This is a genomic window from Vibrio harveyi NBRC 15634 = ATCC 14126 = KCTC 12724, from assembly GCF_001591145.1.
GTDB classification, from domain to species: Bacteria; Pseudomonadota; Gammaproteobacteria; order Enterobacterales; family Vibrionaceae; genus Vibrio; species Vibrio harveyi.
The window spans coordinates 174,255-191,138 of record NZ_BCUF01000002.1; the positions used below are offsets into that span (position 1 = coordinate 174,255).

At 46.1% G+C, this 16,884-nt stretch carries 17 protein-coding genes and 1 pseudogene; 10 read left to right on the forward strand and 8 right to left on the reverse strand.

Going from position 1 to position 16,884, the window contains the following annotated elements:
• Positions 1-156: 156 nt before the first annotated feature.
• From VHA02S_RS01890 to VHA02S_RS01915, 6 genes and pseudogenes are all read left to right on the forward strand, one after another.
• Entirely contained in the window at positions 157-552 is a 396-nt protein-coding gene (locus tag VHA02S_RS01890) for a hypothetical protein (protein WP_029789050.1), read from the forward strand.
• 3 nt (positions 553-555) lie between these two features.
• On the forward strand, positions 556-3,447 hold the full coding sequence (locus tag VHA02S_RS01895) for an ADP-ribosyltransferase (RefSeq protein WP_038898144.1): 2,892 nt from the start codon (positions 556-558) through the stop codon (positions 3,445-3,447).
• A 482-nt stretch (positions 3,448-3,929) separates the two neighbouring features.
• Positions 3,930-4,370: a type III secretion system chaperone gene (locus VHA02S_RS01900; RefSeq protein ID WP_005450259.1), complete on the forward strand. Its 441-nt coding sequence runs from the start codon at positions 3,930-3,932 to the stop codon at positions 4,368-4,370.
• 11 nt (positions 4,371-4,381) lie between these two features.
• Positions 4,382-5,345, forward strand: a pseudogene (locus VHA02S_RS01905) (hypothetical protein).
• A gap of 220 nt (positions 5,346-5,565) precedes the next feature.
• Complete coding sequence (locus VHA02S_RS01910) at positions 5,566-6,024, forward strand: CesT family type III secretion system chaperone (protein ID WP_017188265.1); 459 nt, start codon at positions 5,566-5,568, stop codon at positions 6,022-6,024.
• Between the two features lie 11 nt (positions 6,025-6,035).
• Entirely contained in the window at positions 6,036-7,514 is a 1,479-nt protein-coding gene (locus tag VHA02S_RS01915; RefSeq protein ID WP_005450248.1) for a single stranded DNA-binding domain-containing protein, read from the forward strand.
• 166 nt (positions 7,515-7,680) lie between these two features.
• Here VHA02S_RS01915 and sctU read toward each other — a convergent pair whose 3' ends face one another.
• From sctU to vscN, 8 genes are all read right to left on the reverse strand, one after another.
• Positions 7,681-8,733, reverse strand: coding sequence for a type III secretion system export apparatus subunit SctU (gene sctU, locus VHA02S_RS01920; protein WP_005450246.1), 1,053 nt, complete (start codon positions 8,731-8,733; stop codon positions 7,681-7,683).
• Between the two features lie 122 nt (positions 8,734-8,855).
• Positions 8,856-9,638 (reverse strand): type III secretion system export apparatus subunit SctT, encoded by a 783-nt coding sequence (gene sctT / locus VHA02S_RS01925; protein WP_005441782.1) that lies wholly within the window; start codon positions 9,636-9,638, stop codon positions 8,856-8,858.
• Entirely contained in the window at positions 9,635-9,901 is a 267-nt protein-coding gene (vscS, locus tag VHA02S_RS01930) for a SctS family type III secretion system export apparatus subunit VscS (RefSeq protein ID WP_005441784.1), read from the reverse strand. Before vscS ends, sctT begins: the two co-directional genes overlap by 4 nt.
• A 13-nt stretch (positions 9,902-9,914) precedes the next feature.
• The gene (gene vscR / locus VHA02S_RS01935) at positions 9,915-10,565 is read right to left on the reverse strand and encodes a SctR family type III secretion system export apparatus subunit VscR (RefSeq protein ID WP_005426130.1); all 651 of its coding nucleotides are present in this window, start codon (positions 10,563-10,565) and stop codon (positions 9,915-9,917) included.
• Positions 10,562-11,527, reverse strand: a complete 966-nt coding sequence (sctQ, locus tag VHA02S_RS01940) for a type III secretion system cytoplasmic ring protein SctQ (RefSeq protein WP_038898143.1) — start codon at positions 11,525-11,527, stop codon at positions 10,562-10,564. The genes vscR and sctQ overlap by 4 nt, the downstream gene beginning before the upstream one ends.
• Entirely contained in the window at positions 11,524-13,008 is a 1,485-nt protein-coding gene (locus VHA02S_RS01945; protein WP_038898141.1) for a type III secretion system needle length determinant, read from the reverse strand. The genes sctQ and VHA02S_RS01945 overlap by 4 nt, the downstream gene beginning before the upstream one ends.
• A gap of 9 nt (positions 13,009-13,017) precedes the next feature.
• Complete coding sequence (locus VHA02S_RS01950) at positions 13,018-13,479, reverse strand: type III secretion protein (protein ID WP_005441793.1); 462 nt, start codon at positions 13,477-13,479, stop codon at positions 13,018-13,020.
• On the reverse strand, positions 13,476-14,798 hold the full coding sequence (gene vscN, locus VHA02S_RS01955) for a SctN family type III secretion system ATPase VscN (protein ID WP_038898140.1): 1,323 nt from the start codon (positions 14,796-14,798) through the stop codon (positions 13,476-13,478). The genes VHA02S_RS01950 and vscN overlap by 4 nt, the downstream gene beginning before the upstream one ends.
• Before the next feature lie 187 nt (positions 14,799-14,985).
• Here vscN and sctW point away from each other — a divergent pair, with 187 nt between their 5' ends.
• Genes sctW through vscX form a run of 4 tightly spaced genes read left to right on the forward strand, consistent with a single transcriptional unit; the run spans position 14,986 to position 16,879 of the window.
• Entirely contained in the window at positions 14,986-15,879 is an 894-nt protein-coding gene (gene sctW / locus VHA02S_RS01960) for a type III secretion system gatekeeper subunit SctW (protein WP_005441804.1), read from the forward strand.
• Positions 15,860-16,144, forward strand: a complete 285-nt coding sequence (locus tag VHA02S_RS01965) for a TyeA family type III secretion system gatekeeper subunit (RefSeq protein WP_005441806.1) — start codon at positions 15,860-15,862, stop codon at positions 16,142-16,144. Before sctW ends, VHA02S_RS01965 begins: the two co-directional genes overlap by 20 nt.
• Positions 16,131-16,505, forward strand: a complete 375-nt coding sequence (gene sycN / locus VHA02S_RS01970) for a type III secretion chaperone SycN (protein WP_005441809.1) — start codon at positions 16,131-16,133, stop codon at positions 16,503-16,505. Before VHA02S_RS01965 ends, sycN begins: the two co-directional genes overlap by 14 nt.
• Complete coding sequence (gene vscX, locus VHA02S_RS01975) at positions 16,502-16,879, forward strand: type III secretion system protein VscX (protein WP_009701961.1); 378 nt, start codon at positions 16,502-16,504, stop codon at positions 16,877-16,879. The genes sycN and vscX overlap by 4 nt, the downstream gene beginning before the upstream one ends.
• The last annotated feature ends 5 nt before the right edge of the window (positions 16,880-16,884 follow it).

The window sequence follows — 16,884 nt, forward strand, 5'->3', positions numbered from 1 at the left end:
AGATTCAGCATCAATTTTCTCTCACTAGCATGCAAATGAAAGCGGCGAGCGCTAACTGATAAAAGCCGCCCTAAAAACTTCTGACCAAAAGTGATATATGGCGAATGCCCTTACGCTTATCGTTTTGATTATTCAATACGAAAAGGGGTCCTCGCAATGAACAAAGAAGAAATCATAAACAACTGGCTATCCGACTTATCTGGCGGGCAATGGCAGCTTTTGAATGGTCAATGCAACTTGGTTGGCGAAGACGGTATGCATTACGCCACGATTTTTAATTATGAAAATCGCATGGTGGTCATGTTCCCTTTGTCACCAGCCAAACAGCCAGAAGGGGGCATATCACCCTCCAAACTACTGGCGCTTAATTCTCACCCTGATGTCGTCGGCATTGCGTCGTTCTCGTTAGCGGCAGACAACGCTACTGTTGTACTCAATTTTGCACTGCCGGATGACTCCGTGGTGAATAGTGACCTCAATGTCTTTTGGCAAAATGCGCTCAGTTTACGCAGTGCCTTGTTTGATGCGATCACTGAATCCACTGCGGGGTGATCGATGCAAACGACGATTCGCACAGACGGAGCGACAAGCACCGCGGCTTTACTGTCCTCGCAACAGACACCAAGAGCGGTTAATACCTCTTTAAGTCAGACCCCATCGGTCTCCGTTTCCCTAGTTGGTAATCAGCCGCCGCTGAACACGCAACCTGTTTCAATGCCGCCATTGCGTCAGGCTGTGGAGGAGTTTAACCATGCCATCATGCGTGCTGCTCAGTATGAAGGCAGCATTGAAAATTTGGTCCGAGATAAGGTGAATGCGCAGTTTCCAACAACCTCTAACGCGGTGAAAAACCAGATAGTTGCTCAGTCGGTGGAGAAGATTGCAGAAGCCAACCAAGCATTTGAGTTTAACCATTTGGGCAATGACCTGCTGCAGAACCCTGCAGTTGAGTACATGTCTCAATCGTTTTTGCGTCGAATCCTAGAAAATGTAGCGATCGCTCAAGCGAAAGATCCTTCAGTGCCAGTAGCAAAGACAAATGAAGACGCAGGTATCGGTTTTCTGGACGGCTGGAGTGACGACGACGCTAAGTGGGCAGAGCAGCTCAACAGCGTACTCAATGACCCTAAAGCCAATGCTCGGGTACTAACTACATTAGCTTATAGTCATTTGAGGGTATTTCGTGATCCTTCGCGACTTAAGATGATGGGCGATGCCGTGAATCAGCCATTGCTGAATGCTAAAGAAGCGAATCAAAGGCTGAACATTTTTCACTCACACGGTGCAGGGGCAAAGCCCGAGATCTCGACTCCGACCACAACCCAGCCCCACGGTTGGGCATGGCTTAAGTATGCCGATTGGAATACAAGTGAAGCGCTTGGCAACAAAACCGGCAATGACTTTATCGGCAGTCGTCAAAACGGCGACCCTCATAAAGGGACCGGATTCAAGTTTCAAGGAATGCAGGAGACCATGAAGCCTGCGGCTTATCACAACGACGCCGTTGCTTTAAAAGAGCGTTCAGAGCATGAGTCCGGCTATGGTGGTTTCGTTATCAATGATAAAACCTTAACCACGATTGGTCAGGATGAGCCAACTTCAGTCAACTGGCGCCAACAGAACATGGATAAGAAATTACCTATGTTTGCTGGACCATCTAGTACCACCTCTTTTATGTACGAAGTGGCACGCCTTCTCAAAATGCCCGCTTCTGAAGCGCAAGCATTTCGAGCCTTGCTATTGGGGTGGATGATTCAGCCACGTGATCACAGTTTTACAGAGATCATGGGAGCACTGGATGCTTATGCGATGGAGCACAACGACCACGGCGCTGCGACGGTAGACAGTGATGGCATGATGGCGTGGCAAGCGCGCGAGACGGGCAATTGGCTTGGTGCTTACGAGGGTCTAGTGAGCCAAGACATCGACTTACCCGGAATGGAAGCCAAGACAATCACGCTAAATGGGCAAGAAATTCATTTACCTGCGATTGAACCGGTGAAAATGAGTGTTGAGGAGTTCGACCATTCTGTGACTCAAGGGAAAGGCTACCCATCACAATATGCTGGGAGTGAATATCTTGATGCACTGGCGCAGGCTGCTCAGAGTCATCAAGAGGCGGACGATACCTTTGGTCTGGCTTCTGAGAAAATTCTCTACGCTGCGCAAAATATGAACGACTTGAAGTTATACAATACCGAGCAGAGAACCATGCCGGAATTGCCTGAGCGAACACCGTCAGGACAGCCATTCATTGACGGTGTTAAAGCGGAAGCGTTAGGCAATTGGTTAGAGCGTCAGTCTCCTGAGCAATATCAACAGCTTCTCAGCAATGCTGCATCTTTGTTGGCGGAATCTTCACAGGAAGGATCGCTGAGTAATGTTTTTCGTTACGGCGACCGTAATGACGTGTGGGATACTTTTCGTACGGTAGATAAGTCAAACATGCTTGATGCTCAGTTGGTGCTAAAAAACAAACCTGATCACCAAGATGCGTTGGCCTTTTTGCAAGATGTCGTGAGTAGCAAAGCTACGCCAGCTGAACGCCAACAAGCGGTATTAGAAGCCATTGGTGATGATGCGAATAACCAAGCGACGTTGATTAACGTGATGCTGCTGGCGACGACTCGATTCTACACAGGGAATGGCGCGAATATTATCAACCCAGGCTACGGCGACTTTGCTCCGCCAAAGAACGAGAGTGAAATGGAGATTCGTCTTCAATCGTTCCTAAAACGTAACCAATACACCAGTTCTGCTGAGCGAGCGCAGGCGAAGAAAGAGTATCGTCAGACCGTGGATATGTTGCAGGCTGCGCTAGACTCTCCAATGTTTGAGCGATACTCCGGTAAAGTCTGGCATGGCTGTCACACTAGTGTCGCCGATGCGGCGTTAGAGAAAGGAACCGGTTTTCAGTTTCCTGGATTCATGAGTACAACGCGTGCTCCAGACGTGGCACAAAGTTACATGGCGAAAGGTGCACTTTTAGTCATCAACCCTACGCCAGACATCGGGATGAATATTGAACCTATCAGCAAAGCTGAAGGTGAGAGAGAAATCTTGGTTCCTGCGGGGACGTCTTTTACTGTTGAGCAAAGCTACACCTTACATCTCGAGAAAGGTTACCCGTCTTCAGCCAATACTATGATGAAAAAGCGAATCCACGATGCAGAAGTTGCGATGGGTCGCCGCCAACCTCATGTGACCATACGTGTGACGACGCCAGAGATGGAAAAAGCGGGTTTGAGTGGTAAAAGCGATCCAAAAGGAGAGGCGGAGCTTGCTGACTTGATTGATCATATCAAGAAAAATAGCTCGAACATGGAAGAGAAAACCAAAGTTGTGGTTTTGAGCCGAGAATCCAGTGCACCAAACGTCAGTGTGGCGAATGCGGATAAAGCGGCAACAGAAGCCTTTAAACCGATGTATTCTGGTGGCTTTGTTTAGCTAAGTCCTCATCTAATTAACGAAATCCATTCAACTTGAAGTATCTCAGCAGCTGTAACTTGCTTGAGATTGAAAGAGTAAAGCTGGGTATATGGTGAGATTCTTTGATTCTCACCATATACCCAAGTCATTCTCGCTGAACCTAGCGCCTTGAGGTTTCTTGGATATACCTTTATATAAACGGCTTAAAACGAAAAAAAGCCGACCATATCTGGCATATTCTGTCGCTGTTATTGAGCACAATACTCCCATCAACTGACAATCTGTTCATCTTTAAAGGTTTTACTATTGCCTCATAAGAGCGGAACGTTTGCTCAAGAATACTTAATTTGGTTTTTGCAGTAATGGTTAGTTTAATAAAGTTAACCATAGTAATAAAAAATAAAACAAAAATGATGTGATAGATGTATTTTAAATTCGAGATTTTATATCTGGTTGTTAAATTAATACATCAATATTAAATATCAGGATAGTAGGTGAGTATGGATAAGGTGAATACCTTACTAATTGAACTTGGTAACACGCTCGATATTGATCGAGTGACGGCATATGATAATCAAATGTGGGCTGTATATATGTCTGCAGGCAAAGAAGTTGAAGTTCAAAGCTTGGATGAGAGAGAAGAACTGTTATTTTCAATCAAGGTTTGCCAAGGTGAAGAAGCATTTGAGCTTAAAAAACTGCAGACACTTTTAGAATATAACTTCTTATACCGCGAATCAGGTGGCGTGCAGTTCTGCATAAACCCAGAAAACCAAGAAGTACACATGCAAGTAAGCATGCCAATGACGTCAGAAGTGAGTCGAGTTTCGACCATGATTACTCAGCTTATGGAGCTTTGCCAGTTGTGGAATCAATATCTAACGACTCAGCATCAGTCGGCTGAACAACACGAAAAGCTGCATTCTTTCATCTCTGTTTAAAGGTTAGGGTCATGGTAAATATCAATACATCACATATGCACTCGCTCAGCGAGCTGACTGCACACCTATCTACGCAAAATCAATCAGATGACAAAGAAGTCCGAGCTCATGGTGGCAAGGATATCTTTGTTAAAGAAGGTGCGCCGAAAAACACAAGTGTAAGCGCTCGTATCAATCACCAAAACAAAGCGAAAGCGATTGTAGTGGGTTTATTGGTTAAGCAAGGTCTGCCGAAAGACGTCGCAAAAGCCATGATGCAAAACGTACTTAATGGTGAGAATAAGCTGACTCTTGGAAACCTTAAAGATTTAGAGCGACTATCGACAGGACCACGAGAGAACTGGCCGAGTGTTTCAAGCACTTCAAAGCCATCCAGTACGGGTAAAACAGACCCTGCAGATGCCCTGATCAGAAAGCACCAAGGCGCACTGCAAAAGCTGGGTGATTTTGCCTGTACTGACCTTAATACGTTCGGTGACAAGCGATCTGAGTTCTATCAATCGAAAGCGAAACCAAGATTAGAGGGGTTCTACGCCAACCCAGCGAGAGTTCAACAAGATAAAAAAGCAACCATGTCGGCAAACATGGTTCAAGTCGCAGCGCAAAGAGGCAATAGCCCTCAAATGGGCACACTGCAAAACATCGCGAAATCTGTTCAAGATGCTAAAGCCGGTTGCTGTACGACGTTTGCCTTTGCCGCCGCCTCTGAAATGATTCAAGGAATGCAAGGTGAAATGGATCAAAACACCAAGGTTGAAGTAGTGGCATTCAAGAACGCACTTGTATGTTCTGGTTGGTCGACAAGATGGTAGTGATATCAAAGACCCAAGTACATGGAATAAAGATGTGAAGATTGTAGACCCTTGGGCAGCATCAGCTTTTGGTGCAAGAATGTTTGGTGATATTGCTCATCCACCTGTTTCTAATATGTTCCCACCGTCTGAAGTTATTTTTGATAGCCATAAGCTAAATTAAAGATTTCATAATCGGTTGTTAATATTTAATCTCTTAAAAGAGCAGCATTTCGCTGCTCTTTTTTCATTTATTAAACTCAAAATTACTCATTGTTTATTTCTCATTTTTTGTGGCGCAAATCACGACAGTATCGTGAAACTAACAAAATAAAAGCCATTTTCGACATCGTAATTATGCCATTCGTTGTTTACTAGCAATAGTGAAACAGAAGGAATAAACGATGAATACATTACAAGTTCTATTGAAAGAGTTTTGCGAAATAAACGAGCTACCACCACTTTCTTTTTCTGAAGAAAATCGTTGCCAGTTATTGGTTGATGATCGTTACGTTATTTACTTTAGTGCGACAGAACAAAACGATCTTATTTTATCGGTGGCTTTTGGTGGGCTCGAAAAAAGCGGTGAACTGAGACTGAAAGGTCTCGAACTTCTCGCCCATGCTAATTATTTCGGTATTGCGGATGGGAGCTTAACGCTTTCACTTGCACCCAATGGTCGACAGTTGGTTCTTGCGGGGCGAAAGCCAATTGAACATTTAAACGCAGCGAGCCTATCAACTTGGTTCCATGCCCTCAATGAGCAAACGCAACTCTGGCAGGCTCGATTTGCGATGCTAGACCAAGACCCAACCCAATTTATCAATCAAGAACAATCTCACGTTCAGACGCTTCGAGTTTAAGGAGTTCTCCCATGGTAAGTCCAACCAGCAAAATCAGTCAAAGCCCCGTTCCGAGCTTGGATCAATTCCGTTCTGTCGCGGCACAAAAAGATGATCGTGTGATCAGTAAGCGCGGTGAAGTCAAAGAGCCCTCGACCTTCCATAAAGGGCAAAAATTCGCAGCGGTGAGTGAAAACGTGCTGCGCTCGAAATATCAAAAGTACTTCCAAGAAAACATTAAGACTCACTTAGATTTAAAACAGGCGCTGTTAAAAGAAGAAAAACCAGAAACGGCATTATTGGCGTTCTCTCTTGTTAGCCCATCAGGTTATCGCGGCGAGCCTTTGACTGAGCGTAAGATCCTTGAAGTCGTCAGCCTATTGGAAGAAGTAAAGGTTGACGGAAGCGCTTATGAAAATCTAAAAGGCACGTTCGATTCGATCAGCAAAGACCCACGTTTACAAGTCAGCATCGAAAACCAATACCCAGGAAAGATGGATGGCTTTGGTGCTGAGTTACTTGAGATGGCGAAAGAGAAGATTAAAGGGACTGGTGTCAACGCAGCGATTAACTTGGCGCTACCGGGTGTTGGCTTGTTGGTTGCCACTGGGCGTGAATTGCATAAAGCCGCCGTCAATGGTGATGCAGAGGCATACCACCACCAATTGGATCAAATTGCCCAGTTACCCGGTCGTGACCAAAGGTTGGCACTGCCAATGCAGCAAGCACTTGCACACGGGCACGCCACTCTGTCGGCAGAAGGCGCGATTGGTGCCACGTTAGGTATGGCAACAGGTGGTCTTGGAGCATTTGGTGTTACCTCCGTAGGTACCGCAGGTGTACTTCCTGTAGCAAAAGAAGCTCTAGGCAGTGTGGCAGCATCGGGCTTAATCAGTGGCTCTGGTTTTGTTGCTGGTCAAGCTGGCTCTTACGGCTTGAACAACGAAGTTCAAGATCAACTTCGTCAAGAGCCGATGTCTGGCGTGTTACCACGTATTGAAGTGTCTAACAGCAAGGGTGACTTTACTTTCAGCATGCAAGATGCAGCATCAGTGCGCGCTTTAATGGCGTACTTAGGTCCAAAGGAAGACAAGTCTATGACATCGCCTCAAGCACCAAAAGAAGCGCAAGAAATGGAAGCTGCGCGTTTGACGCTCAAGAAGATGTTGGGCTCAGATGCTAGTGAGCATTTAGTACCAGATGTCGACCCTATACTTAAACTGAGTGTGGAAGATGCTCCAAGTCAAACTGAATCGGTGGCGAATGGTGCGTTTAAAAAACTGCTCAATGAAGATTGGGACTGGTTGATGCCAGCCGTCCGAGCCATTGATCAAGGTAAGGCGCAGGACATCAATAAGACTTTGACCTACAAACTGCCTCTTGATGCAGCGAACGGACGCGTGTACTTGGATAAAAGCCCGAACCTTGATGATGGGCAACTTTCGGCGCTGGAAAAGCTAGGTTCGCCAAGCCAACTACGTTTGATGTACTTAGCAGAAGGTTGGATTTAACTGATTTGGCTTTAAACCAAAGTCCGCAGTGAAATCCTAGCGAACAAGAAAACACAAAAGGGAGCAGATGCTCCCTTTTGTTTTTGATGAAAAAACGTCTAATGAAAAAACGTCAAAACAACCGTGGCCAAGGCTTGCTGTTGTAAAGACAAAACTTGCTTCTTGCTTATTGCTCTTCAGATTGCTCCAAAGACGCAACCCAACGTAAGATCTCTGCGGTGGCTTCAATAAGATCGCCAGGTATGTATTGGTTTAGCTGGCCATCCGAATATAACGCACGTGCGAGTGGCACTTTCTGCATGACAGGAATCCCTTCTTCTTTGGCTATTGCAATCATGCGTTTCGCCATCGCATCGGTCTCTTTCAGGGTAATCACAGGCAGAGGTGTTTCGCCTTTCTTGTAGTACAAACCAATGGCAATGTGCGTTGGGTTTGTTACCAAAACATTCGAGCGTTTAACGTTATCTCTTTGGTTGGAGGCTTGTAGCTCTTGGTGCAACTGACGACGCTTACTTTTGATTTCTGGACTGCCTTCCATCTCTTTGTATTCGCGCTTCACTTCATCCTTGGTCATCTTCAATTGTTTGGTATGGTCAAACTTTTGGTAAGCAAAGTCGGCAGCAGCAATCACAATAAAACCAACTGCCGAAATGATCATTAATTGTTTGATTAGCACGCCAGTGATGGTCGGTACACACTCTAATCCACAGGTAGGAATCTGCAGTAAAGTGTTTAAGTTACCTTTTAACGTTACCCAAATAATGCATGAAAGCAGCGAAACTTTAAGGATCGACTTAATAAACTCAATAATGCTCTTTAACGAGAAAATTCGCTTGGCCCCTTCAACAGGGTTGATCTTCTTGATATCTGGTTTGACAGATTCGCCACTAAACAGAAAGCCGAACTGACCCATGTTCGCCATGATGGCAATGAGAGCGGCGACTAAGATGATCGGCGCGAGCAGATAAACCATTTCTTTGGCAATGGCGATTGCTACATCGAGAAGAGCATCTTGAAAGCCCTGATACGCCAGTTCACTTGGCAATAGAAGCAGGGCGGAGATATGCGACATATAGTAATCGGCAAACGCAAATAGCACGGTGATCAAAGCCAGAATCAACGCCGATGAAACGATTTCCTGACTTTTTGCAACTTGCCCTTTTTGACGGGCATCCCGGAGTTTTTTCGGGGTGGGGAGTTCTGTTTTTTCTCCGCTCATTACTGGGCCTGTTTATCTTTCGTAGTTAAATTTAGTTCAATCTAAAAGCGTTTTAATCATCGGAGAGGCGGAAGCTAGTGAACAGTCACCTATTCGCCTCTCTCCACTGTGTTCTTATGCGATCACCAAATGGTATTGAGCTGCTCTCTGAACAGTACAATTTCAGAGAAAAGTGCTTGAAAGTGATTCATCATCAACGCCAGGTACACAATCAACAACACACTGGCGATGGCACTTTTGATTGGCATTGCCAAGAAGAAAACGTTTAGCTGCGGTGCAAAACGGCTGATCAATGCCAGACCAAATTCGGCGAGGAACATCGCCAATACTAAAGGCGCAGACATCAATACCCCAAGCCACATTAATTGTTCGAACTGGGCATAGAAAAAGTGTACCCACTCTTCCGTTACGGACGGGAAAAAGCTGATGACGGGCCAAGAAGCATAACTGTTAAATAGCGCGTAAATAAAAGCGACAAAGCCACCGCCCGAGAAGAACAAGGTGATGAGAGTTTGAGTCAACAGTACTGCGGTTGGCGTCGATTGTGAGCCGAGGGTAGGGTTGAACATACTCGCCATTGCTGCGCCTCGTTGGTTATCCACGAGAAAGCCTGCCGCCTCGATTGCCCAAAAAGGGATCGCCGCAACAAAGCCAATCAGCAGACCTAACAGTACCTCTTTGCCCAAGATGATCATCAACCAGATCCCATCCGTTTCTGCGGGCAAATCCTGCTGGTTAATCATCGGAAAAATAAACAACGCAAGGGAGCACAAGACACCATTTCTCACCATGGTGCCGCCCAGAGTTTGCTTGTTTAAGATGGGCAGAAATATAAAGCAAGCCATTAACCTAGGAAGCGTTAAGCTGTATAGGAACAACGCTTGGTGCAAATCATCGTAACTCATCGTATTTGCGGGATTTTATCCAAAGCTAATGTTGCAAAGGCATGCAGTTCTGCGCCTAGCCACTGTGTGGTGACGAACAAGGTAATGATGACGGCGATCAGTTTAACGACAAAACCCAACGTCTGTTCCTGTACTTGAGTTAACGCCTGAATGAGCGAGACCAAAGTACCAACCAGCGCCGCAACGACAATCGGTGGCAGCGACAAGAACAGAACAAGCGTCAAAGCTTGAGTGGTAAAGTGGATTATTTCAGCCGGATTCATGCTTCTCTCCTTACTATCCGTAACTGAGCACTAAGCCATGAGTCAGCTTGGTCCAACCGTCTAGCAATACAAACAGCAGCAGTTTGAACGGTAGCGAGATCGTCATCGGCGATACCATCATCATACCCATTGCCAATAGGATGTTGGACACGATCAGGTCGATTGCGATGAAAGGTAGGTACAACAAGAAACCAATCTCAAACGCCCTAGTCAACTCGCTTACCGTAAAGGCGGGGAGCAACAACAATAAGCTGTCTGATTCCAAACGATCGACGTACTTTTGTGGCCACAATGTTCTTGCCGCATCGGTAAAAAACACCGATTCGGTTTCACGAATGTGCTTCTTCAAAAACTCACGATACGGTTGCAATCCGCTCTCAATCAGTCCTTCGATACTCTCGGAATCTTCTAGGGATATTTCATGCTGCGTCACGTAGTCATAGGTTTCAAAACCCACTGGTGCCATGATGAAGATCGACAGAATGATCGCTAATCCATAGAGCGCCATGTTAGGTGGTATTTGTTGTACACCCAGTGCGTTTCGCAATAGGGAAAACACCACCGCCAGCTTAACGAAAGAAGTCGCCATCATTGCAATGAAAGGAATCAAAGCAAGTAGGGCGAGTGTGACGATGAGGTTCAGTTCATCAGGTAACTGGATCATGCTGGCTCCTGACTACCGCCAAACAGTTCGAGTACACGCACACCTAGACGTTCATTGATGTTCACCAATTCGCACTCACCAATGATTTTGCCATTTGCTCGCATTGTCACTGGGTTAGAAATTGGTTGGTTAAGTTCAAAGGTAAAACCAGGTTGCAGAGCGTTAAGTTGTTCTAAAGTAATGGTCTGCTGACCAACATCAAACGTGAGTTCAATTGGCAGTTGCTGGTGGTCGGTAAGTGCTTCAGAGCTATTGATATCGTTCATATTGGTTTCTTTTTCTAGGATATGGAGTGTGGTTTCGTCGAGTTGGCATCGCCAAAGGTTTTGATTGGATACCTGAAAGAGCACTTGATGTTGTGCGATGTAGCAATCATCGAAGAACACCACATCGCCCAGTTCCAATTGTTCAAATTGACCGAGTGCTAAACGTGTTTTGCCAAAGCTCAGCCAGAACGGCAGTGCAATGTTTTGGCTTAGGTAAGACGGTGCTTGTGGCAAGGCGTCAATCAGCACATCTCGACCTTCATTTACCCATAGGCTAAGAGAGGCGTCATCACGGTTGATGGTAAGCATCAACACATTCTCTTGCTGAGCTTGCTGTTCATGAGCTTGCAATTTACTCAACACTGGCAGTTGCCCAAACAGACGCTTAATGACATCGGTGTAGGGCTCAATCTGGCTGCTGAGTAACGCCATTTGCAATGAGTTTGGCAGCGATTCAAATGCCGTTGAGTCAAGCATGCCATGTAGCCACTGTTGTAGCTGCGAACCACAAAAATCGATTTGAATCGTTTGTCCGCCAATGAGTAGCGTTAAACGGTAGCCCGAAAATTCAGGCTTTTGTCCAAGCGTGACCGACAGGCTGTTGCTCTGGCTATCTTGAAAGTGACATTGCTTCGCACACAGTTGGTTGCTTAGTGCGATGCTCGATGCGTCGACCTTGGGAAAATCAAGTATCATCGTTCGTCCTCAGGTTTCCATTCATCATAAATACTGCGTTGTTGTCGCGAGCGTTGTTGATCTTGTTGTTGGTTCATTTGTTCGCTGACCGAGATTCGAATTGGTTGGTCGATACCCAAGCGTTGCAAGCGCTCAACCAATTCTTGTTTAGCGTTTTGATTGATCAGTGACAGGGCATGTTCTTGCTTGATCAGGACGCTGTAACCAGAACTGTCATGTTTAATCGAGATCTCGCCACCTTTTAACTGACCTTCATTGAGAAGCAGTCGGACTTCCTTCTCGTTCGCACTTGGCAAAGACACATAGATCTTGTCAACCAACTTGCTGATCAGCTCGTTCACATCTCTTGCCGAACTTTGTGGTGCTTGTGCCTCCATACTCTTGAGGATCACATCACCTTGGGTGGTCGACTGGCTTATATTCGACGCCGAGAACAGTTTGGTGTCGGCTTCAGGCGTCGAATGATGTAAATCAATGTGCTTCGAGTGTTTTAGCTTCTCTTCAAACGCTGACAACGCAGCTTTCGCTTCTGCATTAGTTTGCGCGTTACTTAAAGTGCCTGCTTCTTTTGTTGTCGTATCTGGCTTCTGTCGCTGACCATTTAATACGTTTTGCACGGCGGTAGCAGCTTTGCCATCAAGCTGGATTGGCGTTGGTTGACTATTCAAGTCTTTTTGGAAACCGCCAATAATGGCTTTAGGATCGTGATACAGACCATCAAGAGATGCGGTTGAACCTGCTGAATCAGCTTGGTTATCACGAGTCGTTTTTTCTTTTGTTGCTGAGGAACCGATGGATTGGTTTTTCACAATGATTTCCTCTTGCTGCTGTGCATGTTTACCTGCCATATTACTCAGAGGTGCTTTTTCAGATAGAGATTGAGCCGCGTCTTTATCGTTGTTTTCGACAGGAGATTTGTCCTTGCTTGGGCGCTCCGTTATCCCCGTTTTGTGCAAGCTGTTCTCATGCTTTATGCGTTCTTTATCGCCAATCGCTTGCTCGACTAACGAGTTAGGCTTAACGGGTTTTGTGATATCTGATTCCGCTTCTGTCGCGGTCTTTGGCTGTTCTACAACATCACTGTTCGAAGCGTCTTTTGAAGCTTGATGATTTGTGCCTAGCGTAGAGTCTTTTTCTAACGGAGAAAGATTGGCTTTAGCAGCATGTTTCGCACTGTCTGAACTGTCAGCACCGTTTGTGCTGCCAGCTTTGTCCGTTTTTTCAGAAGAAGCTTGGTCTTTGGCTCTTTCTTGCTGAAGATGGTCAAGCTGAGCTTTAGGCTTCAGGGGCTCAAACTTATCTAAACTCAATGCCGCTTTGTACAAACGAGTCGTCTCTTGACCATGCTCCGCTTCTGACGGCATTGGCTTAAGAGCGTTGTTAAAGCGAGACTCAAGTTCTTCAGAGATGTTGCTTGCTGGACTCTGTTGACCTTGTTGTGAGAATTCTGTTGTGTTTGGGTGATCGTGTTTGACTCGCATCTTTACCTTCTATGAAACAACGACGCTACGAAACTCTTCCTGTTCGAGCTCTTCTTGGTACTGCACTTGACGCATTTGTTCAGCAATTTCTTGTTCGTTTAGCTGAATGAATTTTTCTTTTGTTTTATGAGCGGCAAGGGCTTCTTGTTTTCTTTCTTTAAGCCGTTGGTTTTCTTGTTCTAATGCTTTTTTTGCCTCTGCGGCACGTTGTTTTAAATCTGCTTCTCTCTCCCTTAATAGCGCGATTTCTTGGCGTAATATTTCAAGCTCTTTTAGTACCACCGTTTTCTGCTTCGCTTTGGCAAACCGTCGCTCTTCTTCCTCTTTTCGCCATTGGTGATAATCGACCACGGACTGCTCGGCTTTTCGCAATAAAGAAAGCGCACTATTGACTCGATACTCTTGCTGCTGAACGGCACTGTCTGCTCGATCAGCTCGAATCTTTTTTATCTCTAGTAACTGCTCGATCATAAGCCCGCCAGTCCTCGTAACTGAGTCACGGTTTCGTCGAGTTCACTTGGTTCGTGTGTGCCTTGGCGCAAAAATGCTCGGATATCATCACCTTGTGCAATCGCCATATCCGCGCGGCTGTCAGCACCATGTTGGTATTCACCAATTTTGATCAGCAGTTCCACTTCTTCATATTTTGCCAACATTTCACGCATATGAGCTGCCGACGCTTGATGAGTTTTGTCCACGATTTGGTTCATCACACGGCTCGCGGAGCGAAGTACATCAATTGCTGGGTAGTGGTTCATCGCTGCCAGTTTGCGAGAAAGAATGATGTGACCATCCAGTATCGAACGGGTCTCATCGGCAACTGGCTCTGTCATATCGTCACCTTCTACAAGCACGGTATACAGCGCGGTAATGGACCCTTTGTCTGATTGACCCGCACGTTCCATCAGTTTTGGTAGTGCAGCGAAAACAGAAGGCGGATAGCCTCGTCGTGTTGGTGGTTCACCAGCGGCCAACCCAATCTCACGCTGAGCTCGGGCAAAGCGCGTTACTGAATCCATAAGCAGCAAGACACGTTTACCTTGGTCTCGGAAGTACTCCGCGATAGAGGTCGCGACAAACGCTGCTTTGGCACGTTCCATTGCTGGTCTGTCGGAGGTCGCAACAACCAATACTGACCTTGCCATGCCCTCTTCACCAAGGTCGTGCTCGATAAATTCTCTTACCTCACGCCCCCTCTCACCGATAAGGGCGAGGACCGTTACATCAACATCGGCAGAGCGAATAAGTTTCGCGAGTAGGGTACTTTTACCACCGCCCGCTGCCGCAAAAATACCCATCCTTTGCCCTTCGCCACAGGTGAGCAATCCGTCTATCGAACGAACCCCCATGGAAATAGGTTTCTCGATCAGTTTTCTCTGCATCGGCGGCGGCGCGTCTCTGTAAACCGGATACCAAGCACTCGGCTCTTTGCTTTGGGTGCCATCAAACGGTCGACCCAGACCATCCAGAATTTTCCCTAACAGGTGATCGCCAACACCCACTTCGTGCGTCTTCCCAAGCGGGCTTACTTCGGTATTGGAGGAAATACCAAACATGTTGCCAAGTGGGGTGAGTAACGCGTGATGTTGTTGAAAGCCAACCACTTCCGCTAGCAGCGACAAGGTTTGATCCGGGTTACGCAACTCACAAAGTTCACCGACACGTACACCTGGCACCACGGCTTTGATGATGGTGCCGGTAACTTGAGTAACTCGACCGCGGATTTGGATCAAACGTGTCTGTTTGATTGCAGATTGTTGGGTTTCGGTGATGTATGAGAAGTCGTTCAATTTAGGAAAACATGCGCAATAACTGATGCTGAGAGAATAAAAAGGATGGTGCAGTATTTATAGTGACTATTGGTCGGGAGTTTTTAGAAAACTTAAAACGCCCTAAAAAAACACGTCTGATTTTGACAGCCCGTTGCAAATGCAATTCTTATAATTCGCTCATATTGTACGAAAGGAGTGCAAGTGAATGAGTATTATCAATAATCAAATTACAACGGGTAACAAGTTTGACACGCCAATTCGAAGCGGTCTTGAGTCTTCACGTTCTGGGGAGTCAATTGGTGGCAACTATCGAGGCGAAACTGTCCGTGTACACAATGCTACTCAATCACTGTTTGACGCGATGGAAGAGCTGACGTCATTAGGCTCAGAAAAAGCGGAAAAAGATCTGACCAAACGCAAAGTGAAAGATGGCGGTATTCGCGTTAATGAAGCCCACGAGTTGGTTTCTGATTACCTAAGAAAAGTGCCTGATCTTGAGAAGAACCAAAAGATCAAAGACCTTGCTGCCAAAATGGCAAGTGGCAACTTATCAACAATTGCCCAGTTACAAGCGTACCTTAATGGTTTTTCTGAAGAGAAAAGCCACCAGTACCTTGCATTAAAAGCGGTCAAAAAGTTTCTTGGCGCTAACCCAGAAAGTAAGAACCTACTGGCGCTGATCGACCAAGCCCTTCTGAACTTTGAGCAAAACCCAGATTCGTGGTCTCAAATTGATACTGAAATTCGCGTATCCAGTTTTGCGGACGAATACAGCCAAGAACAAGGCTTCAGCAGTTTGCATCAACTGCGCGGTTTCTATCGCGACACCGTACATAGCTACCAAGGTTTAGGCTCAGCATACAAGGATGTGGTTGAGCGCTTTGGTGAAAAAGAGGTGTCTACGGCGGTCGACTTTATGTTGCAAGGCATGAGTGCTGACTTAAGCGTTCAAGGCAGCAATATCGACTCAGTAAAGTTGCAGCTTTTGATGTCAGATATGCAAAAGCTTAAAACGCTGAACACCCTTCAAGACCAAGTTGGCAATCTCTATCAGATGTTTAAACCTCAGCAGGCAAGCCATGGCTTATCAAGTTACTGATTTGATGTCAGATGTCATTGCTTTGGTTGAGCAGCGCTGGGTGGGCAGTGAAGAGATCTGGAACTTAGCGAATGCCATGGAATTGGAATCCACCGAGCGAAAAATTAGCTTTTTCAGAGAGCTGCATAAACTGGTTCGGCATATCCCAATTGATGTGTTTAACGATGAAGAACAGCGACAAAACCTAATACAAGCCGTGCAAAAAGCGCTTGATGAAGCGATTGATTTAGAAGAAGAGGAAATGTGGGACGATGAATTGGATTGATGCGTCAGTGGATGATTTTTGCCGAGGAATGGGGCTTGACGCTGTAGATTTCTCGTCAGCAGGACGTGTTCAGTTGAGCTTTGAACAGAGCGGTACTTTGCACCTTGAGAAGCATCAGGACTGTTTGTTTCTTATGTTGGCGAAAGCGCTGCCGTGGCATCAATCTAATGAGCCGATCAAGAAGGCACTGAGCTTTTGCCATGCAGGGCAAGGTTGGCCATTTACCATTAAAACCGGATTGCTCGATGAACAGACGCTGGTTTTCTCTGCGCAAATTGAAGGTGATGAAGTGACATTGCCAACCATCGAACAAGCATTCGCGCTCTTGGTTCGCTTACACAATGATGTGGCGAATTCATGAGTAGAATTAGTACGTTAAACGTTGGTATTGAAGGCTTTACTCATGTCTCTCTTGAGCAAGTTGAAAACGATTTCCCACAGCGTTTTCAACTGCTGCCTGATGGTCAAGCCATCGCGACGCACTTAGAGAAACTGTATGAGCTTCGCCCATCTGAGCAGTACTTGATGTCGCTCGCCAAGCCAAAGCTTGCCCATTCAGAACTACTTCGCCCAGACAAGTATCGTCAGCAGTTTGATACGACTCAGCAGCGACTCCAGGAATTGGCACAGCAAAACGGTTCCCATGCGCTTTCCCAAGCGGTGGAAACGCTGCAAAACACGCAATTAGACCAACGTTATCTCACCATGGCGTTGAATCTACTGATTCAGGTTTAAGCCCC

Excerpts from the sequence above, each read along its gene's own strand:
- VHA02S_RS01890 (WP_029789050.1), top strand. The coding sequence starts at position 157 with ATGAACAAAGAAGAAATCATAAACAACTGGCTATCCGACTTATCTGGC.
- VHA02S_RS01895 (WP_038898144.1), top strand. The coding sequence starts at position 556 with ATGCAAACGACGATTCGCACAGACGGAGCGACAAGCACCGCGGCTTTA.
- VHA02S_RS01900 (WP_005450259.1), top strand. The coding sequence starts at position 3,930 with ATGGATAAGGTGAATACCTTACTAATTGAACTTGGTAACACGCTCGAT.
- VHA02S_RS01910 (WP_017188265.1), top strand. The coding sequence starts at position 5,566 with ATGAATACATTACAAGTTCTATTGAAAGAGTTTTGCGAAATAAACGAG.
- VHA02S_RS01915 (WP_005450248.1), top strand. The coding sequence starts at position 6,036 with ATGGTAAGTCCAACCAGCAAAATCAGTCAAAGCCCCGTTCCGAGCTTG.
- sctU (WP_005450246.1), bottom strand. The coding sequence starts at position 8,733 with ATGAGCGGAGAAAAAACAGAACTCCCCACCCCGAAAAAACTCCGGGAT.
- sctT (WP_005441782.1), bottom strand. The coding sequence starts at position 9,638 with ATGAGTTACGATGATTTGCACCAAGCGTTGTTCCTATACAGCTTAACG.
- vscS (WP_005441784.1), bottom strand. The coding sequence starts at position 9,901 with ATGAATCCGGCTGAAATAATCCACTTTACCACTCAAGCTTTGACGCTT.
- vscR (WP_005426130.1), bottom strand. The coding sequence starts at position 10,565 with ATGATCCAGTTACCTGATGAACTGAACCTCATCGTCACACTCGCCCTA.
- sctQ (WP_038898143.1), bottom strand. The coding sequence starts at position 11,527 with ATGATACTTGATTTTCCCAAGGTCGACGCATCGAGCATCGCACTAAGC.
- VHA02S_RS01945 (WP_038898141.1), bottom strand. The coding sequence starts at position 13,008 with ATGCGAGTCAAACACGATCACCCAAACACAACAGAATTCTCACAACAA.
- VHA02S_RS01950 (WP_005441793.1), bottom strand. The coding sequence starts at position 13,479 with ATGATCGAGCAGTTACTAGAGATAAAAAAGATTCGAGCTGATCGAGCA.
- sctW (WP_005441804.1), top strand. The coding sequence starts at position 14,986 with ATGAGTATTATCAATAATCAAATTACAACGGGTAACAAGTTTGACACG.
- VHA02S_RS01965 (WP_005441806.1), top strand. The coding sequence starts at position 15,860 with ATGGCTTATCAAGTTACTGATTTGATGTCAGATGTCATTGCTTTGGTT.
- sycN (WP_005441809.1), top strand. The coding sequence starts at position 16,131 with ATGAATTGGATTGATGCGTCAGTGGATGATTTTTGCCGAGGAATGGGG.
- vscX (WP_009701961.1), top strand. The coding sequence starts at position 16,502 with ATGAGTAGAATTAGTACGTTAAACGTTGGTATTGAAGGCTTTACTCAT.